Here is a 25,754-nt window from a genome sequence, read left to right as displayed (position 1 = left end):
GCGCGGACGGTCGCTGCCGCCTTCGACGTGTTCAGGATTTCTGCACCACATGCTCGGCGGCGCGTTGACGTCGCGCGGCAAGCCGGCGATAAATCATCGAAAACACGACGGGCACGAAGATAAGCGTGGCCAACGTGCCGATCGTCAAACCGCCGATCACCGCGCGGCCGAGCGGCGCATTCTGTTCGCCGCCTTCGCCGAGTCCGATTGCCATCGGCACCATGCCGATGATCATCGCGAGCGCTGTCATCAGCACGGGCCGAAAACGCGTGAAGCCTGCTTCGATGGCTGCGCGCGTCGCGTCGCCGTGTTCGAGCAACTGTTCGCGTGCAAAGCTGATCACGAGAATCGAGTTGGCCGTGGCAATGCCGATACACATGATCGCGCCGGTGAGGGCAGGAATCGACAGCGTGGTGTGCGTGAGGAACAGCATCCACACGATGCCCGCCAGCGCCCCCGGCAATGCGGTGATGATGATGAACGGATCGAGCCACGACTGGAAGTTCACCACGATCAGCAGATAGACCAGCAGGATCGCGAACACCAGACCGGCGAACAGACCCGAGAAGGAGTCGTTCATCGTTTGCACCTGACCGCGAAGTTCGATGGTCGAGGTCTTCGGCAAGTCGACGCGCGCGTCGTCGATGATCTTGCGGATGTCGTCGGAAACGCCGCCGAGATCGCGGCCGTCGGCGGTGCCGAAAATGTCGATGGTGGTCTGCGCGTTGTAGTGGGTGAGCACGGCGTTGCCGGCCTCGCGTTTCATCGTGGCGAACGAGCCGAGAATGTTGCTGCGCCCGTTGGCGTTCAACGGAATGTTCGCGAGCGATTGCAACGAATCGATCGTGTATTGCGGTGCTTCCGTGATGACGTTGTAACTCACGCCATTGCGCGGATTGAGCCAGAACGTAGGCGTGGTCTGTTGACTGCCGGACAGCGTAATAAGCAGATTGCTCGCGATATCGCGCTGCGAAAAACCGGCCTGTTGCGCGCGGGTGCGATCCACGTCGATGAAAATACGCGGCAAATCGGCAGGTTGCTGGATGCGCGCGTCGGCGAGTCCGGGCACCGCGCGCAGCCGGTTCAGCAGCTTCGCCGCGAACACCCGGTTGCCGGCCACGTCGCGGCCCACGATCTGAATGTCGATCGGCGAAGGCATGCCGAAATTCAAGGTCTGGCTGACGATGTCGGCAGGCAGAAAAGCGAACTGCACGCCGGGGAATTCGTCGGTCAGCGTTCGCCGCAACAGACGCACGTAATCGGCGCTCGCGCGATGCTCGGCGTTGAGCGTGATCAGCACGTCGGCGTCGGACGTGCCGATCGTGCCCGTGTTGCTATACGAGAGGTTGATGCCCGAGACCGGCAGGCCGATGTTGTCGATGATCGAATGCAGTTCGGCGGGCGGTATCAACTGACGAATCCGCGTGTCCACACGATCCGTTACGACAGCGGTTTCTTCGACCCGCATGCCGGTTTTCGCGCGCAGATGCAGCGCGATCGTGCCGGCGTCCACGGCTGGAAAAAAGTCGCGGCCGAGAAACGGCATCAACAGCATCGAAGCGCCGCAGCACACCAGAAACAGCGTCACGAACAGACCCGGCCGCGCAACGCGCGCTTCGAGAAAGCTGCGATAGCGATCGCGAAACCGCGCGAAGCCGCCCTCGAACGCGTAGTGCACCCTCATGAAGGGATTGCGCGTCTGTTCGGGCGCGGGGTGCAGGTCGGCCGGCTTATGGTGATAACGCAGCAGGTATTTCGCGAGCGTCGGCACCAGCGTACGCGAGAAGAAATACGACGCGAGCATCGCAAACACCACCGCTTCCGCGAGCGGAATGAACAGATAATGCGCGACGCCCGTGAGCAGAAACATCGGCACGAACACGATGCAGATGGACAGCGTCGAGACCAGTGTCGGAATCGCGATCTGATGCGCGCCGTCGAGAATCGCCTGCTCCAGCGTCTTGCCCTGTTCCAGTTGATGGCTGATGTTTTCGATCGCCACCGTGGCATCGTCCACCAGAATGCCGACGGCGAGCGCGAGGCCGCCGAGCGTCATGATATTGATGGTTTCGCCGAGCATCGAAAGCGCGATGATCGACGTGATCATCGAGAGCGGAATCGACACGGCGATGATGAGCGTGGCGCGCCAGTTGCCGAGGAACAGCAGAATCATCAGACCCGTAAGGCAGGCGGCGATCAGCGCTTCACGTAGCACGCCCTGCACGGAAGCACGCACGAACAGCGACTGGTCCGCCACCGGATCGATGTTCAGCGAAGCGGGCACGAGATTGCGCAGCGTCGGCATCATCTTCTTGATGCGGTCGACGATTTCCAGCGTTGACGTATTACCGCTTTTGTTGATGGTGAGCAGCGCGGCGCGCTGGCCGTTCACGCGCACGATGTTGGTTTGCGGCTGGAAACCGTCGCGCACGTGAGCCACGTCGCGAATATAGACCGTGCCGTTGGCGGTGGACCGAATCGGGATGTTGTTGAGTCCGGCGAGTGAATCCGGGCTGCCGTTCAGTTCCACCGAATATTCCGTTGAACCGATCTTCGCGGTGCCCGAGGGCAGGATCAGATTCTGCGCGGTGACGGCGTTCACGACGTCCATCGGCGAAAGGTTGCGCTCCTGCAGTTTGCGCGAATCGATGTCCACCATGATCTGACGCTGCTTGCCGCCGTACGGCAGCGGCGCCGATGCGCCGGGCACCGTGGCGAGTTGCGTCTTCAGAAAGTTGTTGCCGAAATCGAACAGTTCCTGCTCGGTGAGCGACGCGGACGACAACGCGAGCCGCAGGATCGGCACGGTCGAGGCGTTGTAGCGCAGGATATTCGGCGGCGTGATGCCGGGCGGCAACGAGCGCAACTGCGTTTGCGAGAGCGCGGTGACTTCGGCGAGCGCTTCGTCGATGTTCGCGTGCGGCTGGAAAAAGATCTTCACCACCGCAATACCGTTCAGCGAGGTCGACTCCGTGTGCTCGATATCGTTGACCGCCGTCGACAGGCCGCGCTCGTAGTTCAGCACGATGCGCCGCTCCATTTCGTCGGCGGGCAGGCCGTTATACGACCAGATCACCGAGAGCACCGGAATGTCGATATTAGGGAAGATGTCGGTGGGAGTGCGCAGGATCGTCAATGGTCCGACGATCAGCAGAAGCAGGGCCAGCACCACGAAGGTATAAGGGCGCCGTAGCGCCAGACGAACGATCCACATATCGTGTGCGGTCGGTAATGCCGGATGATTTTGATATATCGGCCCGGCTGGGTTTATGATGGTCTCGTTGCGACGCGTCAGCCCAGATCATCGGTCCGTGGCGGCGTAATGGGAATAGGGCGAAACGACGGGTTAAACCCCTTCTGTTCGCACTTTCCACGGCCCCGCAATCCGGGAACAATCACTTGAAGCTTTCACGCGGTCTACGCGCAGCAGATTGGGTGCGTACGCAACGTTCACGGCGAAGCGGCGCTTTTATCATCACCTTGACCGGCACGGAATCCATAAAGCCGGCTATGGGAGAAACGGGGAAACATCATGCAAATCGGTTCCATTGTCCGATCGGTGCATATCGCCGTGCCACAAGGCGCGCGCGGAATCGTCATGCGTATTCTTGGCGACATGGCCATGGTGGCGTGGTATGCCGGCGAACCCGGCACTTCGGAGCATCTGAACACAGAACCCTTTTTCCTTGAAGATCTGATCGATACTGGCGAGATGGTGCGTCCGTCGAGCGCGCAGGTGCATTGACGGCGTTCCGGCCGGATTCTTGAGAGCCGCGCTCGCGCTGTCAACGCCGGCAAAGTTGCCCGCATGAGCCGTTGCCCTCGTCTTTGACGGCGGCGCGGCGCACAATGCGGGCATGAACGACGACATCATCGAACCTCAGGACGGCGCCGACAGCGCCGTTCCTTTCGCCCGGCTCAAGCCGGAAATCGTGCTCGACGCGCTCGACAGCGTGCTCGACACCGTCGGTGTGCGCACCGACGGCCGCATGCTGCCGCTCAACAGCTACGAAAACCGCGTGTACCAAGTGGGCGTCGAAGACGGGCCGCCGGTGGTGGCGAAGTTCTATCGGCCGGAACGCTGGAGCGACGCCGCGATTCTCGAAGAGCACGCTTTCGTCGCCGATCTGGCCGCGCGCGAGATTCCCGCCGTGCCGGCGCGTGTCTACGAAGGCCGCACGCTGCATACGTTCGACGGTTTCCGTTTTTCGATCTTCGAGCGGCGCGGCGGCCGCGCGCCCGATCTGGACCGGCGCGACACGCTCGAATGGCTGGGGCGTTTCATCGGCCGCATTCACGCAGTCGGGCAGACGCAGAACTACACCGAACGTCCCACGCTCGACATTCACACGTTCGGTTACGAGCCGCGCGACTTCCTGCTGGCGCAGCGCTTCGTGCCCGACGACGTGCGCACCGCGTGGGAAACCGTGGTCAATCTCGCGCTGGAAGGTGTCGAACGCGCGTTCGAGCGTGCCGGCGATATTCGCATGCTGCGAATGCACGGCGACTGTCATCCGAGTAACGTGCTGTGGACCGATGCAGGTCCGCATTTCGTCGACTTCGACGATAGCCGCATGGGTCCGGCGGTGCAGGATTTGTGGCTGCTGCTGCCGGGCGAGCGTGCCGAGGCGTCGCGCGCGCTAGCCGACCTGCTCGCCGGTTACGAAGATTTCTGCGACTTCGAGCCGCGCGAACTGTATCTGGTCGAAGCCTTGCGTACGCTGCGTCTGATTCACTATCAGGCGTGGCTCGCGCGCCGCTGGGACGACCCGGCATTTCCGGCGGCCTTCCCGTGGTTCAACACGCAGCGTTACTGGGAAGACCGCATTCTGGAATTGCGCGAGCAACTCGGCGCGATGCAGGAAGGACCGCTCTGGCCGGTTTGAGCCACGAACGGCGCCGCCCGTCGTCTGCGTTTTACGGCGCGCCCGACGCCACGCTCGACGGTTCTTCGACCAGCGTCGACTTTACGATCACTTCGGCACGCACGTCCCGTCCGATCGCTTCGATCGCGGGACGCATCTGCGCGAAGTCGTCGGGCGAGCAGACTTCGCTGTCGAAATGCGTCGTACCGTCGCGCGTCATCGTCACCACGTTGGTCAACGGATCGAACGCGTACTGCGACTGGAATTCGACGAAATGGTCCTGCGTGCGCTTCGCCTCCGGCATGTCGAGCACGCGGAAATTCGCCGGCAGTTCGATGCGCGCGCGTTCATGCAGCGCCAGGTTATGGCACACGAACGGCTGCGTGCGCCGACGTTCGCCGAGCCAGTAGCGCGTGTCGGAGTCGAAGCCGCCCGCGAGACTCGTCAGCGCCGGAATGGCCGCGGCCGCGCCGGGCACCACGAGACTTTCGATGGTGCCCTTCATGGTGATCGTCAACGGACCGTCGGCGACGGTCAGATCGCTGGTGGTGAGCGTGGCCGTGCCGCGCAGATTGACGCTGCGCAACTCCGCCTGAATCGATTCCTCACGCTGCGCCGGCGTCTGCATGCGCAACATCGCGCGGGTCTGCTCGGCCGACGGTCCCGACGCATCCAGCCGGTACGTGAAGCTCGCCGAGCCGTCGGCTTCCACCTTGATCGACAGATCGGTGCTGCGGCTCATCAGCGCCGTGGCCGGCGTGCGCGCCACCACGCCCTGATCGACCAGCACGGTCGGCCGGTTCATGTCCGACGCGGGCAAGAAACCGAATTCGACATTCGAGGCCGTCGAATCCGCGTATTGCTGCAGATCCGGCAGCCACGTGATGATGTGATTGATGACGCCGTAGCCCGGCACGTCGGGCAGCGTGTAGATGGTGCCGCTGCTGATCAACGCGGGCTCGTTGCGCACGCCGACCGCGTCCAGCAGTGCGCCGTAAAGCGCGACGTGGTCCTTGCAGTCGCCGTAGCGGTTGGCGAGCACCGCGCTCGCGTTGTGCGGCACCACGGCGCCGCGTCCGACGTTGATCGCCACGTAGCGAACGTTGCGGCGAACCCAGTCGTAGAGCGTTTTGGCTTTGTCGCGCGGCGTGCGATCGCGCGCCGTCAGGTTTTGCGCGAGACGCACCAGGGTGGCGTCGTGCGCGCTCGGGTCGGTCGCTGAACTGCGGTAGGTCGCGGCGAACGCGGCGTAATCCGGGAAAGTCGAGACCATCAGACGGTCGCCATACGAAACGTAAGCCACCGAGCCGCGTTCGAGGCGGCTGTAATGCGCCTTGTCGTAGCGATATTCGTAACGCGTGCGGCCGTCCTGTGTGACCGGCGGCACGACGGTGAAACCGCGCGCGTCGGCATAGAGCGGCTTGCCCGCGGGCAGATCGTAGATCAGGCGGAAGTTGTGGGTCGGCGCGAGATCGGGCGGCGTGAAGTCGCTGAACTCGCCCGGCACGATCGGCTGCTTCTGCGTCTTGCGATAGGTGAGATGCACGCGCGCGCCCGGTTCGACCGCCGGGAACACGATCACCTTCTCCTGAATGTCTTGGAACATCGGCGCGTCGAACGAACGCGCTTCCTGCACGTCGCGGATCTGGTCGGGCTGCACGTCGTGGCGCACACCGTCGGCGCTCGTCGTGTAAGCCTCCAGAATCTGCACGTCGGCCATATTGCGGTTGAACCACACGTATTGCTGCGCCACGCGGGCGACGCCGGCCTCGTTGTTCACGAGCAGCGTCATCGAGTCGAGTTTGGAAAACGAACCGTCTGCGTTGACGGTGAAGGTCTGCGTTTCGCCTTCGTTGGTATAGGGATCGTCCAGTCTGGCTGGAAAGCTCGCACCCGCGACGGGGATACCGGCGAACCAGCCGGCGGTTGCAACACAAACGAGCGGGAAGAGGCGCATGGCGAGCAGATTTCCGGGCAAACAAAAATTGAGATGGGAACGGTGCCTAGAGTCCGTTTGCGGCGACGCGATGTCAAGAGGAGTCGGTGCCGGGATTGAGCAAAATGCTCAAATATGTAATGATAGTCATTCTTATTTGAAAGGTATCGCCAGCTTCCTGCCACATTTCTCCTCCTCTGTGGCTGCCAGCCAACCTTTCAGCCGGACGCCCGGACCGCAAGCCGGGCTGTCTGGCCCTTCCTTTCGCTAACTTTCCCGATTGCCTCATCGCCGGCAGAACGCCTTGGCGCCCGAACGCGCCGCGCCTGCGATGCTCGACTTTCAGTACCCGGAGCCCCGACGTGAACGCGCCTGACCTGATCGATATGAAAGCTGCTGTCGACGGCGGCACGCAATACGAGGCGCATGCCGATGAGCGCGGTCATCGTCTGATGGACGACGCCGGGCAGGCCGCGCGCCGCCGCCGCTCGCGACGCTCGACTTTCATCAAATGGTTGCGCAAGGTGCACGGCTGGGTCGGCTTGTGGGGCGCGGTGCTGGGTCTTCTGTTCGGCGTGACGGGCTTTCTGCTGAATCACCGGGCGGGTCCGCTGAAGGTGTCGTCGGGCGAGCCGCAGGTCGACGAGTTGCAGATTCCCATGCCGCAGCAAAAGCTCGGCTCGCCCGCCGAGCTGACGAAATGGCTGAAGGCCGAACTGAAGATCGACGGCAAACCGGGCAGGGTGAAGCGCGAGCCGGCTCATGCCGTCGCCTGGGGCGACCGTAGCGCGATGCAGCCGGAGCAGTGGCAAGTCGGCATTTTTTCGCCGACGCAGAACGTGCAGGCCGAATACTGGGTCGGCAATGGTTTCGTGAGCGTGAAGCGCACTCACCACTCGTTTCTCACGACCATGAACAACCTGCACCGCGGCGTGGGTCTGAGCATCGGCTGGGTGTTGCTGATCGACACGATCGCCGGTTCGATGATTCTGCTTTCGCTGACCGGCGTGTTGCTATGGACCGAACTCAACAAGCGCCGCACCGTGGGCGTGGTACTGGTGGGCGCGTCGCTCGTGGCCGCCGTGACGTGCGGCTTGATGTAAGCCGCGCGAAGCCGGCACCGTCAAACGCGACAGGCAGCGCCACCCGTGGCGGCAATCTCACGTGCCGCTTTCGCCCCTTCGACCTGAAGCAGCGTCGGCAAAGAAACGCCGTTTTTCGCCGCCGTGACTTCGGCGAGAATCGATACCGCGATCTCCGGCGGCGTGCGGCTGCCGATATAGATGCCGACCGGCCCGTGCAGGCGCGCCAGTTCGGTGTCGTTCAGATCGAATTCCTTCAGACGCTCGCGGCGCGCCTGATTGTTCCGCCTGGAACCCAGCGCACCGACGTAAAACGCCGGCGTTTTGAGTGCTTCCATCAGCGCCAGATCGTCGAGCTTCGGGTCGTGCGTCAGCGCGATGACGGCGCAACGTTCGTCGAGTTTCATGTCGATCACGGTATCGTCGGGCATCGTGCGAACGATCTTCGTGCCGGGAATGCTCCATTCCTCGGTGTATTCCTCACGCGGATCGCACACCGTGACCTGATAATCGAGCCCGACCGCGATCTGGCACAGATAGCGCGACAGTTGTCCCGCGCCGATCACCAGCATCCGGTAACGCGGACCGTGAATGGTCAGCAGGCGTGCGCCGTCGAAGTCGACGCCGTCCGTCGCCTGTGCGGGTTCGAGCCGAGCGGCGCCCGACACCATGTCCACTTCGCGCGCCACGAGGCGCCCGTCTTCGACGGCCGCGCAGAGTTCGGCGATACCGCTTTGCAGCGTGAGCGGTTCGAGCACCAGCTGGATCGTGCCACCGCACGGCAAGCCGAAACGATGCGCTTCTTCCGCGCTGATGCCGTATTTGACCGCTTCCGGATGCGACTGCTCGATGCCGCGCTGCCGGACACGTTCGATCAGATCGTCTTCGATGCAACCGCCCGACACCGAGCCGACCACCAGCCCGTCGTCGCGCACCGCAAGCATCGCGCCTTCGGGACGCGGCGACGAGCCCCACGTCTTCACCACCGTTACCAGTAGCGCGCGATGTCCTTCCTCGAGCCAGCGTGCGCTGCTCTTCAGGACTTCGAGATCCACGCTGTCCATGATTTCTTCCTCTTCGTTCCTTCGTCGCCGGACTCGGAGTCCGGCGTTTGATCCAATTCCGTATTTTGCGCCGACATCGCGGAGCCTGCCGACGACGCGCCATTGGCGTCGTCGGCCTGCTGGCCGCTCAACTGTTCGCCGAAGCGTTTGAAAAATTCGCCGGCGATTTTACGGGCCGCGCCGTCGACGAGACGCGAACCTATCTGCGCCAGCTTGCCGCCCACCTGAGCGGTGGCGACGTAGGTCAGCCGGGTTGCATCGTCGTTTTCCGGTTCGAGCGTGACGCGCGCATTGCCTTTGCCGAAGCCGGCGGCGCCGCCCTGACCTTCGAAAACGATGGTGTAGGTGCGCGGCGCGTCGATGTCGGTGAGCAGCATACGCCCTTTGAAGCGCGCCTTCACCGGACCGACCGCCGCGCTCATCGCCACCGCGTAGGCGTTCTCGCCGTCCGGTTCGATGCTTTCGCAGCCGGGAATGCAGGCGCGCAGGATGGACGTGTCGTTCAATGCTTCCCACGCGCGTTGCTGGGAAACCGGCAGCGTGTGCGTTTCGCTCAATTCCATGGCATTGCTCCTGCGGGTGGCCTGGCGCGAAGCTCGGCTCGCGGCGCTCGCGTGAGATGCGCGAGGTCGCGGCCGAACGCGGCCAGACTGTCCAGATTGTGAGCCGGGCGATGCGCGTCGACGTACGGCAGAATCGCCTGCACGCCGCGCGCTTTCGGTGAGAAACCGCTGAAGCGCAACAACGGATTGAGCCACACGATGCGATGCGCGAAACGATGCAGGCGCGCCATCTCCGCGTCGAGCACGTCGATCGCCGCATGGTCGAGGCCGTCGGTGACGAGCAGTACGGTGGCGCGTCCGGTGAGTACGCGCCGCGCCCAGCGACGGTTGAACTCGGCAAGCGCCGCGCCGATCCGCGTGCCGCCCGACCAGTCCACCACCTGATCGGTGAGCGTGGCGATCGCCACGTCGGGATCGCGTTCGCGCAGCGCGCGCGTCGCATTGGTGAGGCGCGTGCCGAACAGAAACACCTGCAGACGCTCACGCGATTGCAGCAGTGCATGACAGTAGTAGAGCACCGCGCGCGAGTAGTGGCTCATGGAACCCGAGATATCGAGCAGCAACACCAGCGGCGGCTTGCGCTGGACCACCGCGCGATATTTCCACACGGTCCAGTCGCCGCCCGCGCGTACCGCATGCCGGGCGCTCGCTCGCAGGTCGGCATGCGTGCCGTGCGATGCCGCTTTCAGGCGGCGCGTCGGCTCCGTGGCGAGAGGCACGCGTTGACCGCGAATCAGATGACGCAGCGCGCGCCATTCGTCGGCCGACAGCGTGTCGAAATCGCGATGACGCAGTTTTTCCTCGGCGCTGAAGGTAAGGTGGGCGCGCAGTTCGTGCTGTTCGGTTTCCGGCGGCGGCTGGTGGTGCGGCGAACGCTGCGCGCGCACGGCGAGAGCGTCGGCGAGACGATTGTTGCGTTTGGGCGGCGGCAACCCGTCGCGCACTTTCGGCAAAAGCAACGCGCGCAACTTGCCTTCCCAATCGGGATCGCGCCAGAAGAGGTCGAAGGCCGCATTGAACAGGTCGCGTTGATCGGGGGCGCAGACCAGCGTCGCGGCGAGCGCGGCGCGCACGTCGTCGCGGCGGGCGAGGTCGATCCAGTGCAAGGCAGCGAGCGCGTCGACGGACTGGGCAGGCGACATCGGCAGACCGGCCGCGCGCAGCACGCGCACGAAATGCACGACATTGCGCGCCAGGATGGGCGCGTCGGCAAGCGCACTGGAAGATGCATCGGAGAGCGCACCGCTCATGCGGAACCCTGCGGACGCATCGCCGTGCGTCTTGCCGTCGTCGTCTTCGCGCGCGGGCTGTGTCATCGAGATTACTCCGGCACCGCGAGACATTGAGCAATCTGCGCAGCATCCACGCGCGCCAGATCATCCTGATACTTGAGCAGCACGCCTAACGTGTTCTGCACCGATTGCGGATCGAGTTCCGTTACCGAAAGCGCTTCGAGCGCGCGACACCAGTCGATCGTCTCGGCAATGCCGGGCGCCTTGAACAGATCCATGCCACGCAGCCGGTGCACGAAATCGACCGCACGCCGCTGCAATTCCGCCGACGCGTGCGGCGCGCGCGCGGCGACGATCTCCAGTTCGCGGTCGCGTTCGGGATAGCCAATCCACTGGTAAAGACAGCGGCGTTTCAACGCATCGTGCACTTCGCGCGTACGGTTCGACGTCATCACGACGAGCGGCGGTTGGGCCGCGCGCACGGTGCCGTATTCGGGAATCGACACCTGGAAGTCCGACAGCAGTTCCAGCAGGAACGCTTCGAATGGTTCGTCGGCGCGGTCGATCTCGTCGATCAGCAGGACGCGGCGCGCATCCGGATGATTTTCGTCGGGCATCAGCGCCTGCAACAGCGGACGCTTGAGCAGGAATTCGCTGCGATAGAGCGTGTCGTTGCCGGGCCGCTCGCCGGCGGCTTCGGCGAGGCGCAGCGCCATGATCTGACGCGGATAGTCCCACTCGTAGAGCGCGCTCGCGGTATCGAGTCCTTCGTAACATTGCAGCCGCAGCATCGAGGTGCCGAGCATCCCGGCCGCCGCTTTGGCGAGTTCGGTCTTGCCGACGCCCGGCTCGCCTTCGACGAACAGCGGCCGCTCCATGCGCAACGCGAGATAGAGCGCGGTCGCAAGCTCGCGGCTGGCGAAGTAGCGTTGCGCCGCGAGTTGCGCGAGCGTGTCGTCGATGGAAGCGGGCTGCATGATCGTCCTGAAGGGCGCGGAGAAGCTGAACGCTGGGTCGGCGCGCGGCGCATGCCGCCCATCGCATCGGCCCCGCGTGTCGCGGCGGCATGCCGCTGCGACACGCATTCGCGTTTAGCCGCTCGCCTTCGTCACCGCCCGCGCGGCCAGCACGGGAATCAGATGCGCGCGATATTCCGCGCTCGCGTGCATGTCGGTGTTCAGCGTGGAATCGGAGACCGTCACGGCGCGCGCTGCGTCCGGCGTGAAATTCGCGGACAGCGCGCTTTCCAGTTCAGGCACGCGAAATACCGAAGGCGCCGCGCCCGTCACCGCCACACGCGCGCCGCTCGCGAACTTCGCAACGAATACGCCGACCAGCGCGAAGTGCGACGCCGGATTGCGGAATTTCTCGTAGGCCGCTTTCTCCGGCACAGGAAATTCGACCGCCACGATCAGCTCGTCGGGCGCGAGCGCGGTTTCGTACATGCCGACGAAAAAATCGTTCGCGGTGATACGCCGCCGGTCGGTGACGATGGTCGCGTCCAGCGCCATCGCCGCGGCCGGATAGCAGGCGGCCGGATCGTTGTTGGCGAGCGAACCGCCGATCGTGCCGAGCGCACGCACCTGCCGGTCGCCGATATGCGCGGCGAGATCGGCGAGGCCCGGCAGCACGCGCCGCAGGTCGGCGTGATCCGCGACGTCGGCGTGGCAAACGGCGGCGCCGATGGTCACTTTGTTCGCGTCCACGGCAATCGACTTTAGCGCCGGGATGCGCGTGATGTCGATCAGTTGCGAGGGCTGCGCGAGACGCAGACGCATGGTCGGCAGCAGACTCTGGCCGCCGGCAATGAACTTCGCGTCGCTGTCGGCGATGAGAGCGGCGGCTGCTGCTTGCGGGTCCGTCGCGCGTTGATACTCGAATGAATACATGTCGAATGCTCCGCTCAGAATCTCAATGGGCTCGTTGCGCTGCGTGAATCGCGGACCACACGCGATGTGGCGTGGCCGGCATTTGCAGATCGGTCACGCCGAGCGGCGCGAGTGCATCGAGAATCGCGTTGATGACGGCGGGCGGCGAGCCGATCGCGCCCGCCTCGCCGCAGCCTTTTACGCCAAGCGGATTGTGCGTGCACGGTGTGCCCTTCGCGGTTTCGACGGTGAAGTCGGGCAGATCGGACGCGTGCGGCATCGCGTAGTCCATGTAAGAACCGGACAGCAACTGGCCGCTCTCGTTGTCGTACACGCAGCGCTCCAGCATTGCCTGACCGATGCCTTGCGCAAGTCCGCCGTGCACCTGTCCTTCCACGATCATCGGATTGATCACGTTGCCGAAATCGTCGACGGCGGTGAACTGCTGGATGCGGCACACGCCCGTCTCCGGATCGACTTCGATTTCGCAGATGTACGCGCCCGACGGATAAGTGAAGTTGGTCGGATCGTAGAACGCGCTTTCTTCGAGTCCGGGTTCGAGCACGTCGAGCGGATAGTTGTGCGGCACGTACGCGGCGAGCGAAATTTCGGCGAACGCCTTGGTACGATCGGTGCCCGCGACGCGGAATACGCCGTCCTTGAACTCGATGTCTTCGGCCGCGGCTTCGAGCAGGTGCGCGGCGATCTTCTTCGCCTTGGCTTCGATCTTGTCGAGCGCCTTCATGATGGCCGAGCCGCCCACCGCAATCGAGCGTGAGCCGTAGGTGCCCATGCCGAACGGAATGCGTCCCGTGTCGCCGTGAACGATCTCGACGCTTTCCAGCGGAATGCCGAGCCGCTCCGCGACCACTTGCGCGAAGGTCGTTTCGTGACCTTGTCCGTGACTGTGCGAGCCGGTGAACACCGTGACGGAGCCGGTCGGATGAACGCGAATCTGACCGACTTCGAAGAGACCGGCCCGCGCGCCGAGTGCGCCCGCGATATTCGATGGCGCAAGACCGCACGCTTCGATGTAGCACGAGTAGCCGAGTCCGCGACGCTTGCCGTTTTTCTCGGATTGCTCGCGGCGCGCGGCGAAGCCTTTGACGTCCGCGAGTTCGAGCGAACGCGCGAGTATCGTCTCGTAATCGCCGGTGTCGTAGGTGAGGCCAACGGGCGTCGCGTAAGGAAATTCGCGGATGAAATTGCGGCGGCGAATTTCCGCCGGATCGAGCTTCATCTCGCGCGCAGCCGTTTCCACCAGCCGCTCGACGACGTACGTCGCCTCGGGACGGCCCGCGCCGCGATACGCATCGACGGGAACCGTATTGGTGAAGACGGCCTTTACTTCGGCATAGATCGCGGGCGTCGCGTACTGACCGGCGAGCAATGTGGCGTACAGAATGGTCGGCACGCTCGACGCGAACGTGGACAGATACGCGCCCATGTTGGCGGTCGTATGAATACGCATGCCGAGGAATTTGCCGTCGGCGTCCATGGCCAGTTCGGCTTTGGTCACGTGATCGCGGCCGTGTGCGTCCGAGATGAAAGCTTCCGAGCGCTCGGCGGTCCATTTGATCGGACGACGAATCTTTTTAGACGCCCACGTCAGCGCGACGTCTTCGGCGTACAGAAAGATTTTCGAGCCGAAGCCGCCGCCCACGTCCGGCGCGATCACGCGTAGTTTCGACTCCGGTAGCGACAGCACGAACGCCGCCATCAGCAGACGCTCCACGTGCGGATTCTGATTCGCGACGTACAGCGTGTAGCTGTCGTCCTGCACGGAATAGCTCGCGTTGACCGCGCGCGGTTCGATTGCGTTGGGAATCAGCCGGTTGTTGACGATCTCGAGCGTGGTGACGTGCGCGGCTTTGGCGAACGCGGCGTCGGTGGCGGCTTTGTCGCCGTGGCCCCAGTTGTAGCAGATGTTATCGGGCACTTCGTCGTGCACGGCGGCCTGGCCGGCGTCGGCTGCGTGCGCGGTGTCGACCACCGCCGGCAGCACGTCGTAGTCCACCTCGATCAGTTCGGCCGCGTCTTTCGCCGCCTTGATCGAATCCGCGATGACGAGCGCCACCTGATCGCCGACGTGACGCACCTTGGTGTGCGCGATGATCGGATGCGGCGGCTCGTTCATCGGCTTGCCGTCCGTGCTGTGGATCAGCCAGCCGCACGGCAGACCGCCCACGTTGTCGGCGGCCATGTCCGCGCCGGTGAAGATCGCGACTACGCCGGGCGACTGTTTTGCCGCCGACGTATCCACGCTGTTGATTTTCGCGTGCGCGTGCGGCGAGCGCAGGAATACCGCGAAGGTTTGCTGGGGCAGCACGATGTCGTCGGTGTACTGGCCGTTCCCGGTCAGGAAACGGTAGTCTTCCTTACGTTCGACGGAAGCGCCGATCATGCTGTGGCTTTCGGGAGCGTTCATGGTCGGCTCCTCAGGCGGTGACCGGCGCGGCGGCGGTCGCGTCGGTCGATACAGCTGCGCCAGCCGGCGCGGAACACTTCATGCCTTCGGCGCCTTCGAGCACCGCCTTGACGATGTTGTGATAGCCCGTGCAGCGGCACAGATTGCCGTCGAGCTGCGCGCGAACGTCGTCGCCGGTGAGATCGGGCTGACGCTGGACGAGCGACACCGCGCTCATCACCATGCCGGGCGTACAGAAGCCGCACTGCAAACCGTGACAATGTTTGAAGGCGGCTTGCATCGGATGCAGCGTGCCGTTCGTGGCCAGACCTTCGATGGTGGTGATCTGCGCGCCTTCTGCCTGCACGGCGAGCATGTTGCACGATTTGATCGCGCGGCCGTTCAGGTGAACGGTGCAGGCGCCGCACTGGGCGGTGTCGCAGCCGACGTGCGTGCCGGTCAGGCGGAGCTGGTCGCGCAGAAACTGGACAAGCAGGGTGGAGGGGTCGATTGAGGCGCTGATGGGCGCGCCGTTCACCGTCAGACTGATGCTGATCGCCATGAAGCTGTCTCCTGATAGGTGAGACCGGACCTTTCCGTTCTTCTGCCTTCAGCTACCTGTTTCGTGGGGTCCGATACGGGGACTGCGGTTTTTTATATGAGCGTGCGGAAAAGTAAAGCACAAATCCGACGGCCGCGCTATGAGGGGAAGTGTGTTGGCATGGGCGTGGGCGCCAATGCGAAAGGCGGCGAAGAGGGGCAGAGAGGGTGCGGTGGCCGAGGTAACGTGGCGCATTCGCGGCGCGGCCGGCGGGGAGCCGGCCAGCGTCGCGAACCGTACTACCTGGATGACGAAAACCTTAGCGTCGATGCGCCAGCTTCGAATGGCGGCGCGAATAGCCGAAGTAAATGACCATGCCGATCAGCAGCCAGACCACGAATGCGATCCACGTCACGGCTTGCAGGTTGATCATCAGGAACAGGCACGAGGCCACGGCGAGCACCGGCACGACCGGCACGCCGGGGCAGCGGAACGCGCGCGGCAGTTCCGGATGCGTACGGCGCAAGACGAGCACGGCGATCGACACCATCGAGAATGCGGCGAGCGTGCCGATATTGATTAGTTCGGCCAGTACGTTCAGGGGCACCAGCGCGCCGATCAGTCCGAAGAAGATGCCGACGAGCCAGGTGGTAAAGAACGGCGTGGCGAATTTCGGGTGCACTTTCGAGAGTTTGGCAGGCAACAGACCGTCGCGCGACATCGCGAAGATCACGCGCGTCTGGCCGTAAGCCATGACGAGAATCACGGTGAGCATGCCCAGCACGGCGCCGAGGTCGATGAAGCCCGCGACCCATTTCTGACCCGCCACCTGCAGTGCGTATGAAACCGGGTGTGAAATATTCGCAAATTGCGCAGACGGCACGATGCCCGTCACGACCGCGGCCACCGCCACGTAGAGCACCGCGCACACGCCCAGCGAGGCGATGATGCCGATCGGCAGGTCGCGCTTCGGGTTCTTCACTTCTTCCGCCGCGGACGACACCGAATCGAAGCCGATAAAGGCGAAGAACATGACCGCCGCCGCGCCGAACACGCCGTTCCAGCCGTTTGGCATGAACGGATGCCAGTTCGCGGGCGTGACGTGAAACACGCCGACGCCGATCACCAGCAGCACCACCGTCACCTTGATCGCCACCATGATGTTGTTGATGCGCGCGGATTCGCGAATGCCGACCGACAACAGCGCCGTGATCGCCATCATGACGAGAAACGCCGGCAGATTGAATAGCGTCTCGTGGCCGGGCAGCGCGCCGGGCGCCGCGCTCAGCGCGACCGGCAGCGCAACGCCGAAGCCGGACAGCAGCGATTGCAGATATCCGGACCAGCCCACCGAAACGGCCGACGTAGCGAGGCCGTATTCGAGCATCAGATCCCAGCCGATGATCCACGCCGCCAGTTCGCCGAGCGTCGCGTAGGAATACGTATAGATGGAGCCGGCGACCGGGATGGTCGAGGCAAATTCAGCGTAAGCGAGCGCAGCGAAACCGCACGCGACCGCGGCGATCAGGAACGAGATCATCAGGGCCGGGCCGGCCTGGACCGCGCCCGTGCCGGTCAGCACGAAAATACCGGTGCCGATGATGGCGCCAACCCCGAGGAAGGTCAGGTCGAGTGCGCCGAGCGCTTTTTTGAGGCCGGCGTTCTGAGCGCTTGCAGCGATCATCTGCTCGACGTTTTTCTTGCGAAACAGGGACATTGGCGGGTGGTCTCCGGTAGTGCACGCGTCTTGCGCGCCGAATGTCGGGAAACCTTAGATTTTAACGGATGCGCGCATTTGGGCCGTTCTGGACGGCACACCTGCGGCGGGGAAGCGAGGAAAAAGCGTGACGCGGCACGCGGCGTTCAGCCCGCCATAGCCGGATTCAGATCGACCAGACGGTTGCTCATCACGTAAAAAGTGAGCTCGGCGTTGTTTTGCAGCTTCATTTTTTCGAGCAGACGCGTGCGATACACGCTGACCGTCTTGACCGAGAGCGACAGCGTATTGGCGATGTCGGTCAGCCGTTTGCCGGACGCCAGCATGCAGAGCGTCTGATATTCGCGGTCGGACAGTTTTTCGTGCGGGAGTTGTTCGCCGTCGAACGAGACGTAATCGGCGAGCGCTTCGGCCATCGCCGGGCTCACGTATTTGCGGCCCGCCGCGACCTGCTGGATCGCGCCGATCATCTGCGCGGCATCGACCGTCTTGGAGAGATAACCGGCGGCGCCGGCTTTCAGCGCGCGGACGGCGTACTGGTCTTCGCGATACATGGAAAACATCAGCACGGCCACGCGCGGCGCCTTGCGCTTCAGGCGTTTGAGCACTTCCACGCCGTTCATGTCGGGCAGCGAAATATCGAGCAGCACGACGTCGTAGCTGCGCTTGGTCACTTCGTCGAGCGTTTCGGCGCCCGTCTGCGCCTCGACGACTTCACGCGCCACGCAACGGTCGAGCAGCAACTGGCGGACGCCCTGGCGGACCACGGCGTGGTCGTCGGCGAGCAGGATGCGCAGGCTCATGACTGGACGCTCACGATTGCAGGACGCGACGTTCGGGCGCGGGCGCGGCGGCAAGCATCGCGTCCCATGCGAACCGCGCGATCACCACGGTGCCGCGCGATTCCTTGCCGGTCGCGACGCGGCGCGAGCCGAGCCGCAGCGTGCCGTCGAAGGCGGCGCAGCGTGCCCGCATGCCGCTCAGGCCGAAATGACCGCGGCGCGTGCGTGCGTTGCGGGTCAGGCCGATGCCGTCGTCGCTGACGATCAGCGTCAGGTGGCGGCGGCCGGCTTCGATCCGCACGTCGGCGGCTTCGGCGCGGGCGTGCTTCGCGATGTTGTTCAGGGCTTCCTGGGCGACGCGGAACACGGCCAGCACGGCGTCGGCGGGCAGTCGGGTGAGTCGCACGTCGGCGGCGCAGACAAAGCTGGTGCGCAGTTGCGTGCGCGTGGCGAAGTCGCCGGTCCATTGCGCCAATGCACCGACGATACCGGCTTCCAGCGACGGCGCGTGCAGATCCGCAACCGCCTGGCGGCTTGCGTCGTACACGGCGTCGAGCGAGCGGTTGGCGACCGCCAGCGCCGCGGCGCACTGCGGCGGCGCGTCCGCGGGCAGCCAGGTTTCGACGTTGGCCAGCGCAAAGCGCGTTGCCGTCACCTCGGCGCCCACGCCGTCGTGCAATTCACGCGCGACGTGGCGGCAGGCGGCCTCTTGCGCCTGCACCAGTTCAGCCGACAGTTCACGCACGCGCGCCCGCAGCCGCGCGAGTTCGCGCTCGGTGTCGATGCTGGGAGCAGGGCGGCGGTTGAACGGGACGACAGTCGACGTATCCATGAACTTTCCTTATCAGGAAGCGGTGTGGATGGCGAAGCGGCTGCGCATCGGTTGCGCGAAGACGAAAGAACGCATGCGAATCTCTGGCCTCCAGGTGCATCCGTCACGCGATCGGCGCGACAGATAAATCGCTACGGTTAGACGTAACGAAATTTACATTCAGTAACAAGGCGGGCGGATGACGACAGGTAGGTCGAAACGACCGACGATGCGCCGCGATGATATCTTAAAAAAAGAAAAAATGCAGTCGTAGCAAGGGTTAGCGAGGATATCTCACGCAATGGTTGATGTTTTGTCACAACGTATTTGTAGGAAGAATGCCTACACCGAATGTCGGATGACGACTGGATATTTGTAACTGCGCAAAATTGTCGCGGGCAACAAAAAAGGAGCCCGAAGGCTCCTTTTTGCTGAAAACGCGACAGACTTCGCGAATTCGGACTTTCGCTCAACCCACGAAAGCCTTTTCGACGACGTAATGACCCGGCGAGTTGTTGCTGCCTTCCTGGAAGCCCAGGTCGTCGAGCAGCTTGCGGGTGTCGCGCAGCATGTGCGGGCTGCCGCAGAGCATCACGCGGTCGTTTTCGAGCGAGAAGCCCGGCACGCCGAGGTCGGCGAACAGCTTTTCGGTTTCGATCAGTTCCGTGATGCGGCCGCGGTTCTGGAACGCTTCGCGCGTGACCGTGGGGTAGTACAGCAGCTTTTCCTGCACCAGCTCGCCCAGATGCTCGTGTGCCGGCAGGTGGTCGGTGATGTATTCCTTGTAGGCCAGTTCGTCGACGAAACGGCAGGTGTGCGTCAGCACCACGCGCTCGTAACGGTCGTAGATGTCCGGATCTTTGATGATCGACATGAACGGCGCGAGGCCCGTGCCGGTGGACAGCAGCCACAGCGTCTTGCCGGGCAGCAGGTTGTCGGCCATCAGCGTGCCGACCGGCTTCTTGCCGATCAGGACTTCGTCGCCGACCTTCAAATGTTGCAGGCGCGACGTGAGCGGGCCGTCCTGCACCTTGATGCTCAGGAATTCGAGATGCTCTTCGTAGTTCGCGCTCGCGAGGCTATAGGCGCGGATCAGCGGCTTGCCGTCGACTTCGAGGCCCACCATCGTGAATTGACCGTTTTCGAAACGGAATCCCGGGTCGCGCGTGCAGGTGAAGCTGAAAAGCGTATCGGTCCAGTGATGGACGCTCAGGACGGTTTGTGAATTCAGGTTGCTCATGGCTTCTTGGATAGTGCGAAAACAAAGGCGGCCAGTCGTTTCAGCCGGCCGGCACGGCAAGGGCAATGCTGCGCTGACCCGTGATCGGAAATCACGCGCAATCCGCTATTTTACCGCGCCCGCAGCCTGAGGGCGGCGGCGCGACGGTTGAGCGAGGTCAAGCGGGGTACCGGACCCGGAAGCGTCGGCGCCGGCGGTCGATCGATACGACTGGCGGCGCGAAGGACGTCGGCGTGGATGCAGCCGCGCTTCAACAGGGGTTCGGCGATGGGCGAAAGCCGCGCTGGGCGGCTACCATCGGATGTCCGGCATGCGCCGGATAGGCGCGCCGCGCGGGCAACATTTTCAGGATGATACCGAAAGCCGCCGTGCGCTGCAGCATTGACCCTGCTGATAAAGCTGGCAAAAGCGGCTCAAACTGCCTGAAAAGGCGAGCAAAGCGCACTTATCGTGGGTGCGGGACGCGCGGCATCGGCGAGAGACGTCAGATTCGCGAACGCGGCGCGAAGTTGGTACACAGGACGTATCCGGCAGCACATGGTTCTGCCGGATCGCCAGTTGGAATAAAGGTTGAGCGCTTTGGCGAATCGTTCACGCCGGCGCAGTGACGCGCTTCTTGCCGCGTTGCTTCAGCACGCGCGCCTGGAGCACGATCACGAGCAGCAGAAACACGCCGCGAATCACCGACTGCCAGTACGCCGACAAACTGATGAAGCCGAGCCCGTTTTCGAAGTTCAGCAGATTGAAGACGAGGCCGAGCAGCAGCACGCCCGCAATCGTCATCGCGATCGAACCTTCGCCGCCTGTCAGCAAGGTTCCGCCGAGAACCACCGCCGAAATCGCGAATAGCTCCCAGCCGACGCCTTCGTTCGGTTGACCCGCGCCGAACTGCGCCGCGAGGATCACGCCCGCCATGCCGGCCAGCAGGCCGCTCACCGCATAAGCCATGATCAGCGTGCGATCGACGTTCAGGCCCATCAGCCGCGCGGCTTCTTCGCTGCCGCCGATCGCCAGCGAATGCCGGCCAAACCGCGTGCTGCGCAGCGCGAGCCAGCCCGCCAGCGCCGCCACCACCGCGACGATGCCGGGAATCGGCAGGCCGAACAGATCGCCCTGGCCGAAGTTGCCGAAATTGGAAGCGGAATCGATCGACACCGCGTCGTTCTTGCCGAGCAGCAGCGCGACACCGTGCGCGCCGAGGCTGGTTGCCAGCGTCACGATGAAGGGCAGGATTTTCAGGCGCGTGATGATGACGCCGTTCAGCACGCCCACCGCGAGTCCCGCTGCGCAGCCCGCCACCACAGCCACCCAGCCGCCGTGCGCGCTGGCCAGTGCGGCAACGACGCTCGCGAGTGCCGCCACCGTGCCGACCGACAGGTCGATGCCGCCCGTGATGATGACGAAGGCCATGCCGATCGAGATCAGCGCGAACATCGAGTTGTAGCGCCAGAACGAGGTGATGTTGTACGCCGAGGCGAAATGCTCGTAGCGCACGAGCCCGAGCACCACCAGGGCGGCGAGCGCGAGCAGGATAGGAAGGTTTTTTTTCATCGCAGCGAATCCGGGAGCGGTCCTGAAACGAATCGTTGGAACAGACGTCGGTGCATCAGCGTGAGCGCCGCTGCACGTACACGGCCGCGACGATGATGCCGGCCTTCACCACCAGCGCCGCCGCGTCGGGAATGCCGTGCGCGAGCAGCGTGTAGCGCAGCAACTGGATGATCAGCGCGCCGATCAGCGTCCCGCCGATAAACGCCTTGCCGCCCGTCAGCGCCGTGCCGCCCACCGCCACGGCGGCGATCGCGTCGAGTTCCACGCCGAGCCCGACCACGTTCGCGTCGGAAGACGAATTCACCGAGATCGAAATCAGGCCGGCCAGTCCGGCGAGCGCGGCGCACAACGTATAGGCGATCAGCTTGACGGTGGCCGTCGGTACGCCGCACAGATACGCAGCTTTCTCGTTGCCTCCGGTGATCAGCAGGTATTGGCCAAACAGCGTCTTGCGCACGATCCACGCGAACAGCGCGACCAGCGCGAGCATGAGCAGCACCTGGAAGGGCACGCCGGCTACCTTGCCGAGCGCAATCCACTGGAACGCGGGATTGTTGAACGCCTGCAGGCTGCCGTCGGTGACGACCTGGGCGATGCCGCGTCCCGCGATGAACAGGACCAGCGTCGCGACAATCGGCTGGACGGATAACCTCGTCACCAGCAAACCGTTGAACGCGCCGCAGACGGCGGCGGCCAGCACCGGCAGCACGAACGCGAGCGCGATGCCGCCGGGTCCGGCGATATTGAGGAAGAGCATCGGCGCTAGCGCGCCGGAAATCGCCATCGAGGCGCCCACCGACAGATCGATGCCGCCGGTCGCCACGACCAGCGTCATGCCGATGCCGACGATCACGATCGTCACCACCTGCGTCATGTTGACGTTGAAGGTTTGCAGCGACCAGAAGTGCGGCGTGAAGATCAGATTGAAAAGCACCATGGCGAGCAACACGATGACTTCACGCTGCATCGCGAGATGGCGCCATTTCTTCACCGTGGTGGCCGGCTTCGTGCGCACGGTGGCGGCGGGCATTTGCGCCGCGGTTTCGGAATCCAGCTTAAGCGCCATGACGGTCGCCCTCCAACGCGTCTTCGATATGCGCGGTCTGCGCGGCTTCGGCCAGTTGCGACGGACCTTCGCTGCCGTAGGCAATCGCGTCCATGATGGCGGTTTCGCTCATGTCCGCGCCGTTCAGTTCGGCGACGGTGCGGCCGTCGCGAATCACCACGGCGCGGTCGGCCACGGCGGTCAGTTCTTCCAGTTCCGACGCGGACAGCAGCACGGCCATGCCGGTGTCGCGCAGTTCACGCACGATCTTCGCCACGTCCGCCTTGGCGCCGACGTCGATGCCGCGCGTGGGTTCGTCGAGTAGCAGCAGGGACGGCTGCGCGGCCAGCCAGCGGGCGAGCAGCACCTTTTGCTGATTGCCGCCCGACAGTTCGCGGATCGGCTGATCGGCCGAGCGCAGCTTGATGCCCAGCGAGGCGATGAATCGATCGACGATTACCTGCTGCTTCTTCACATCCACCACACCGTTTTTCGCCAGCGTTCGCAGGCACACCAGAGTGAGGTTGTCGCGCACCGACAGTTCGGGGACGATGCCTTCGGCCTTGCGGTCTTCGGTGAGATACGCGAGACCGCGCGCGATCGCGTCCTGCGGCGACTTCAAGCTCACCGCATCGCCGCCGATCGACAGCGCGCCGTGTTCGAGTTCGTCCGCGCCGAACATCAGGCGCATGGTCTCGGTGCGGCCCGAGCCGAGCAAACCGGCGAGGCCGACCGCTTCGCCCGCGTGGACCTGCAGTGACACATTGCTCACTTTCGGATGCGCGCCGATCCCGGCCGCGCCGATCACTTCCTTGCCGCGCCGCGCCAGATTGGCTTCGCGCGCGGCCGCGTCTTCCTGCACGACGGCCGCGAGCGTGCGGCCGAGCATGGTGGTGACGAGTTGCAGCTTGTCCATCTCGGCCATCGTGCTTTGCGCAACGGTCTGGCCGTCGCGCATCACGGTAACGCGGTCGCACAGCGCATAGAGTTCGTCGAGCCGGTGCGAGACGAAGATCACCGCGCGGCCGTCGTCGCGCAGCTTGCGCACCACGTTGAACAGCAGTTCCACTTCGCGTTCGTCGAGCGACGACGTGGACTCGTCCATGATGACCATCTTCGCGTCGGACGACACCGCGCGCGCCAGCGCCACCATCTGCTGGATCGCGGTCGAATAGCGGCTGACGGGCTTCTTCACGTCGATCTGCAAGCCGAACGATTCGAGCAGCGCGGCGGCGCGCGTTTGCACCGCGCGCCAGTCGATCAGACCGAAACGGCGCGGCTCGCGGCCAAGAAAAATGTTCTCCGCCACCGAGCGGAACGGCACCAGATTGATCTCCTGATAGATCGTGCTGATGCCCGCTTCACGCGCCTGCTTCGGCGTGCGAAAGTCGACCTCGCGGCCTTCGAAGCGCACGCTGCCCGAGCCGCGCCGATACGCGCCGGTCAGGATCTTGATCATGGTCGATTTGCCTGCGCCGTTCTGGCCGATCAGCGCGTGCACTTCGCCCGCGGCGACGCTCAGATTGGCGCTGCGCAGCGCGGCGACGCCGCCGAAGCTGATGCCGATGTCCTGCATCTCGAGCAGCGGCGAACGGGTAGGGGATGAGTGTGGCGTCTGCGTGCCGGATTCCGTCACGGGTGTCCTCCTGATGCGAGTGCTGCTGGGTGTGCTGCCGGGCGCATCGCGCCGTGCTGGCCGTTCGTTCGAGTTTTGTGCCGGCGCGGGTCGAACCTCTGTGGTCGATCCATATTACGCCGCATAAAAGCGAAGCGACGGCCCGTGCTGCCACGAACGCGTCGCTCCGAACCCTTCCCCGTCACCCGCCCCCCGAGGAGACAGATTCGGGGCGGGGACGTCCTGCGAGCCATGTCGCCGGAGAAGCGCTCTCCAGAATGCGGCGCGCGTGGACACGCCGCGGCGACACCACCCTCAAGCTATAAAACAGCGTGTACGACAGTGGCGACGATCAATAGCCGTACTGCATGTTTTGCTGCACGTTGCTCTTGTCGTAGAAGCGGTCCGAGACCTTGACCCACGTCGGGATTTTTTCGCCCTTCGCGTAGCGTTGTGCGACGTCGCAGGCGAGCGGGCCGAAGAACGGGCTCGATTGCACGCTTGCGCCCAGTTCGCCGGCCGCAATGGCGTCCATGCCGCCCTTGGTGCCGTCGATCGTGACGATCTGGATGTCCTTGCCCGGTTGCTTGCCGGCCGCCTTGATCGCGGCAATCGCGCCGAGCGCCATTTCGTCGTTGTGCGCGTAGACGGCGGTGACGTCCGGATGCGCCTGCAACAGCGTTTCCATTACCTGACGGCCCTTGTCGCGCGCGAAGTCACCGCTTTGCGAAGCGATGATCGACATGCCCGGGTTCTTCGCGATGACTTCGTCGAAGCCCTTCTTGCGATCGTTCGCCGCGGAGGCGCCGGTGGTGCCTTCCAGTTCAATGATCTTCGCCTTGCCGCCGGTTGCCTTCACGAGCCAGTCGGCCGCGCGATGGCCCTGGTCGATGAAGTCCGAGCCGATGAAGGTGATGTAGTCGCGGCCCGCCTTGGCAACCGACTGATCGACGTCGCGGTCGACCAGAATCACCGGAATGCCGGCCTTCTTGGCTTGCAGCACGATCGGTGCGAGCGGTTTTTCTTCACGCGGCGGGAACACCAGCAGATCGACGTGCTGCGCGATCATGCTCTGGATGTCCGAGACCTGTTTGGAGTTGGAACCGTTGGCGTCGGTCATCACGACCTGCCAGCCGCATTTCGCGGCGATGTCCTTGAAGCTTTTGGTTTCCGCGAGACGCCACGGGTTGTTGCTTTCGGTCTGCGCGAAGCCGACCTTCAGCGGAGTCTTGTTGGGCAGTTTGGGCAGGGCGTCGTCGGCATGGGCCGTTGCGACGCCGAATCCGATTGCCAGAGCCAGCAGCGAACCCGCCAGCGGACGAATCTGCTGCTTGCGCACGTGTTTGCGCGAATGCGTGTTGAGCGACGCCATGTCTTCCTCCAGTACCTGGTGAGGTGTATTTGCTTTTTGTGTTTCTCTCACCGGCCGGGTTTT

20 protein-coding genes are annotated in these 25,754 nt (G+C 64.0%); 3 read left to right on the top strand and 17 right to left on the bottom strand.

The features are described 5' to 3' along the window. Positions 1 to 31: 31 nt before the first annotated feature. Positions 32 to 3,214 (bottom strand): efflux RND transporter permease subunit, encoded by a 3,183-nt coding sequence (locus P3T18_RS09955; RefSeq protein ID WP_429299737.1) that lies wholly within the window; start codon positions 3,212 to 3,214, stop codon positions 32 to 34. A gap of 318 nt (positions 3,215 to 3,532) precedes the next feature. On the opposite strand from P3T18_RS09955, the gene P3T18_RS09950 reads away from it, so the two are divergent. Further along, positions 3,533 to 3,745: a hypothetical protein gene (locus P3T18_RS09950; RefSeq protein WP_408499083.1), complete on the top strand. Its 213-nt coding sequence runs from the start codon at positions 3,533 to 3,535 to the stop codon at positions 3,743 to 3,745. A gap of 112 nt (positions 3,746 to 3,857) precedes the next feature. Further along, positions 3,858 to 4,886, top strand: a complete 1,029-nt coding sequence (locus P3T18_RS09945; RefSeq protein ID WP_429299736.1) for a serine/threonine protein kinase — start codon at positions 3,858 to 3,860, stop codon at positions 4,884 to 4,886. Between the two features lie 31 nt (positions 4,887 to 4,917). On the opposite strand, the gene P3T18_RS09940 is transcribed toward P3T18_RS09945, so the two are convergent. After that, on the bottom strand, positions 4,918 to 6,822 hold the full coding sequence (locus tag P3T18_RS09940; protein WP_429299735.1) for a DUF3857 domain-containing transglutaminase family protein: 1,905 nt from the start codon (positions 6,820 to 6,822) through the stop codon (positions 4,918 to 4,920). A gap of 341 nt (positions 6,823 to 7,163) precedes the next feature. On the opposite strand from P3T18_RS09940, the gene P3T18_RS09935 reads away from it, so the two are divergent. Next, entirely contained in the window at positions 7,164 to 7,904 is a 741-nt protein-coding gene (locus tag P3T18_RS09935; protein WP_429299734.1) for a PepSY-associated TM helix domain-containing protein, read from the top strand. Positions 7,905 to 7,924: 20 nt separating this feature from the next. On the opposite strand, the gene P3T18_RS09930 is transcribed toward P3T18_RS09935, so the two are convergent. The 15 genes from P3T18_RS09930 to P3T18_RS09860 form a co-directional block, all read right to left on the bottom strand. Further along, positions 7,925 to 8,947 (bottom strand): XdhC family protein, encoded by a 1,023-nt coding sequence (locus P3T18_RS09930; RefSeq protein ID WP_429299733.1) that lies wholly within the window; start codon positions 8,945 to 8,947, stop codon positions 7,925 to 7,927. Then, the gene (locus tag P3T18_RS09925; protein ID WP_429299732.1) at positions 8,920 to 9,510 is read right to left on the bottom strand and encodes a CoxG family protein; all 591 of its coding nucleotides are present in this window, start codon (positions 9,508 to 9,510) and stop codon (positions 8,920 to 8,922) included. Before P3T18_RS09925 ends, P3T18_RS09930 begins: the two co-directional genes overlap by 28 nt. Beyond that, positions 9,501 to 10,760 carry a vWA domain-containing protein gene (locus P3T18_RS09920; RefSeq protein WP_429300082.1) on the bottom strand — a complete coding sequence of 420 codons (1,260 nt, stop codon included), beginning with the start codon at positions 10,758 to 10,760 and terminating at the stop codon, positions 9,501 to 9,503. The genes P3T18_RS09925 and P3T18_RS09920 overlap by 10 nt, the downstream gene beginning before the upstream one ends. A 71-nt stretch (positions 10,761 to 10,831) precedes the next feature. Further along, positions 10,832 to 11,719, bottom strand: coding sequence for an AAA family ATPase (locus P3T18_RS09915; RefSeq protein ID WP_429299731.1), 888 nt, complete (start codon positions 11,717 to 11,719; stop codon positions 10,832 to 10,834). Positions 11,720 to 11,833: 114 nt separating this feature from the next. After that, positions 11,834 to 12,631, bottom strand: coding sequence for an FAD binding domain-containing protein (locus P3T18_RS09910; protein WP_429299730.1), 798 nt, complete (start codon positions 12,629 to 12,631; stop codon positions 11,834 to 11,836). 22 nt (positions 12,632 to 12,653) lie between these two features. After that, complete coding sequence (locus tag P3T18_RS09905; protein ID WP_429299729.1) at positions 12,654 to 15,038, bottom strand: xanthine dehydrogenase family protein molybdopterin-binding subunit; 2,385 nt, start codon at positions 15,036 to 15,038, stop codon at positions 12,654 to 12,656. A gap of 10 nt (positions 15,039 to 15,048) precedes the next feature. Continuing rightward, positions 15,049 to 15,579 (bottom strand): (2Fe-2S)-binding protein, encoded by a 531-nt coding sequence (locus tag P3T18_RS09900; RefSeq protein WP_429299728.1) that lies wholly within the window; start codon positions 15,577 to 15,579, stop codon positions 15,049 to 15,051. Between the two features lie 298 nt (positions 15,580 to 15,877). Beyond that, the gene (locus tag P3T18_RS09895; protein WP_429299727.1) at positions 15,878 to 17,275 is read right to left on the bottom strand and encodes an amino acid permease; all 1,398 of its coding nucleotides are present in this window, start codon (positions 17,273 to 17,275) and stop codon (positions 15,878 to 15,880) included. A gap of 146 nt (positions 17,276 to 17,421) precedes the next feature. Further along, complete coding sequence (rqpR, locus tag P3T18_RS09890; RefSeq protein WP_429299726.1) at positions 17,422 to 18,078, bottom strand: response regulator transcription factor RqpR; 657 nt, start codon at positions 18,076 to 18,078, stop codon at positions 17,422 to 17,424. A 10-nt stretch (positions 18,079 to 18,088) separates the two neighbouring features. Next, complete coding sequence (locus P3T18_RS09885) at positions 18,089 to 18,889, bottom strand: sensor histidine kinase (protein WP_429299725.1); 801 nt, start codon at positions 18,887 to 18,889, stop codon at positions 18,089 to 18,091. Between the two features lie 448 nt (positions 18,890 to 19,337). Next, on the bottom strand, positions 19,338 to 20,108 hold the full coding sequence (locus tag P3T18_RS09880) for a ferredoxin--NADP reductase (protein ID WP_429299724.1): 771 nt from the start codon (positions 20,106 to 20,108) through the stop codon (positions 19,338 to 19,340). Positions 20,109 to 20,699: 591 nt separating this feature from the next. After that, positions 20,700 to 21,659 carry an ABC transporter permease gene (locus P3T18_RS09875; protein WP_429299723.1) on the bottom strand — a complete coding sequence of 320 codons (960 nt, stop codon included), beginning with the start codon at positions 21,657 to 21,659 and terminating at the stop codon, positions 20,700 to 20,702. A 55-nt stretch (positions 21,660 to 21,714) separates the two neighbouring features. Then, entirely contained in the window at positions 21,715 to 22,689 is a 975-nt protein-coding gene (locus P3T18_RS09870) for an ABC transporter permease (RefSeq protein ID WP_429300081.1), read from the bottom strand. A 25-nt stretch (positions 22,690 to 22,714) separates the two neighbouring features. Next, on the bottom strand, positions 22,715 to 24,280 hold the full coding sequence (locus tag P3T18_RS09865) for a sugar ABC transporter ATP-binding protein (RefSeq protein ID WP_429300080.1): 1,566 nt from the start codon (positions 24,278 to 24,280) through the stop codon (positions 22,715 to 22,717). A gap of 391 nt (positions 24,281 to 24,671) precedes the next feature. After that, the gene (locus P3T18_RS09860; RefSeq protein WP_429299722.1) at positions 24,672 to 25,691 is read right to left on the bottom strand and encodes an ABC transporter substrate-binding protein; all 1,020 of its coding nucleotides are present in this window, start codon (positions 25,689 to 25,691) and stop codon (positions 24,672 to 24,674) included. Positions 25,692 to 25,754 lie beyond the last annotated feature (63 nt).

Origin of the sequence: Paraburkholderia sp. GAS199, assembly GCF_050436585.1 — a bacterium.
GTDB lineage: Bacteria > Pseudomonadota > Gammaproteobacteria > Burkholderiales > Burkholderiaceae > Paraburkholderia.
The sequence above is the reverse complement of the archived record's forward strand: the minus strand, read 5'-3'. Positions and strand labels throughout refer to the sequence as shown.

Coding starts and splice junctions, on each gene's coding strand:
- P3T18_RS09955 (WP_429299737.1), bottom strand. CDS start 3,214: ATGTGGATCGTTCGTCTGGCGCTACGGCGCCCTTATACCTTCGTGGTG.
- P3T18_RS09950 (WP_408499083.1), top strand. CDS start 3,533: ATGCAAATCGGTTCCATTGTCCGATCGGTGCATATCGCCGTGCCACAA.
- P3T18_RS09945 (WP_429299736.1), top strand. CDS start 3,858: ATGAACGACGACATCATCGAACCTCAGGACGGCGCCGACAGCGCCGTT.
- P3T18_RS09940 (WP_429299735.1), bottom strand. CDS start 6,822: ATGCGCCTCTTCCCGCTCGTTTGTGTTGCAACCGCCGGCTGGTTCGCC.
- P3T18_RS09930 (WP_429299733.1), bottom strand. CDS start 8,947: ATGGACAGCGTGGATCTCGAAGTCCTGAAGAGCAGCGCACGCTGGCTC.
- P3T18_RS09925 (WP_429299732.1), bottom strand. CDS start 9,510: ATGGAATTGAGCGAAACGCACACGCTGCCGGTTTCCCAGCAACGCGCG.
- P3T18_RS09920 (WP_429300082.1), bottom strand. CDS start 10,760: ATGAGCGGTGCGCTCTCCGATGCATCTTCCAGTGCGCTTGCCGACGCG.
- P3T18_RS09915 (WP_429299731.1), bottom strand. CDS start 11,719: ATGCAGCCCGCTTCCATCGACGACACGCTCGCGCAACTCGCGGCGCAA.
- P3T18_RS09910 (WP_429299730.1), bottom strand. CDS start 12,631: ATGTATTCATTCGAGTATCAACGCGCGACGGACCCGCAAGCAGCAGCC.
- P3T18_RS09905 (WP_429299729.1), bottom strand. CDS start 15,038: ATGAACGCTCCCGAAAGCCACAGCATGATCGGCGCTTCCGTCGAACGT.
- P3T18_RS09900 (WP_429299728.1), bottom strand. CDS start 15,579: ATGGCGATCAGCATCAGTCTGACGGTGAACGGCGCGCCCATCAGCGCC.
- P3T18_RS09895 (WP_429299727.1), bottom strand. CDS start 17,275: ATGTCCCTGTTTCGCAAGAAAAACGTCGAGCAGATGATCGCTGCAAGC.
- rqpR (WP_429299726.1), bottom strand. CDS start 18,078: ATGAGCCTGCGCATCCTGCTCGCCGACGACCACGCCGTGGTCCGCCAG.
- P3T18_RS09885 (WP_429299725.1), bottom strand. CDS start 18,889: ATGGATACGTCGACTGTCGTCCCGTTCAACCGCCGCCCTGCTCCCAGC.
- P3T18_RS09880 (WP_429299724.1), bottom strand. CDS start 20,108: ATGAGCAACCTGAATTCACAAACCGTCCTGAGCGTCCATCACTGGACC.
- P3T18_RS09875 (WP_429299723.1), bottom strand. CDS start 21,659: ATGAAAAAAAACCTTCCTATCCTGCTCGCGCTCGCCGCCCTGGTGGTG.
- P3T18_RS09870 (WP_429300081.1), bottom strand. CDS start 22,689: ATGCCCGCCGCCACCGTGCGCACGAAGCCGGCCACCACGGTGAAGAAA.
- P3T18_RS09865 (WP_429300080.1), bottom strand. CDS start 24,280: ATGCAGGACATCGGCATCAGCTTCGGCGGCGTCGCCGCGCTGCGCAGC.
- P3T18_RS09860 (WP_429299722.1), bottom strand. CDS start 25,691: ATGGCGTCGCTCAACACGCATTCGCGCAAACACGTGCGCAAGCAGCAG.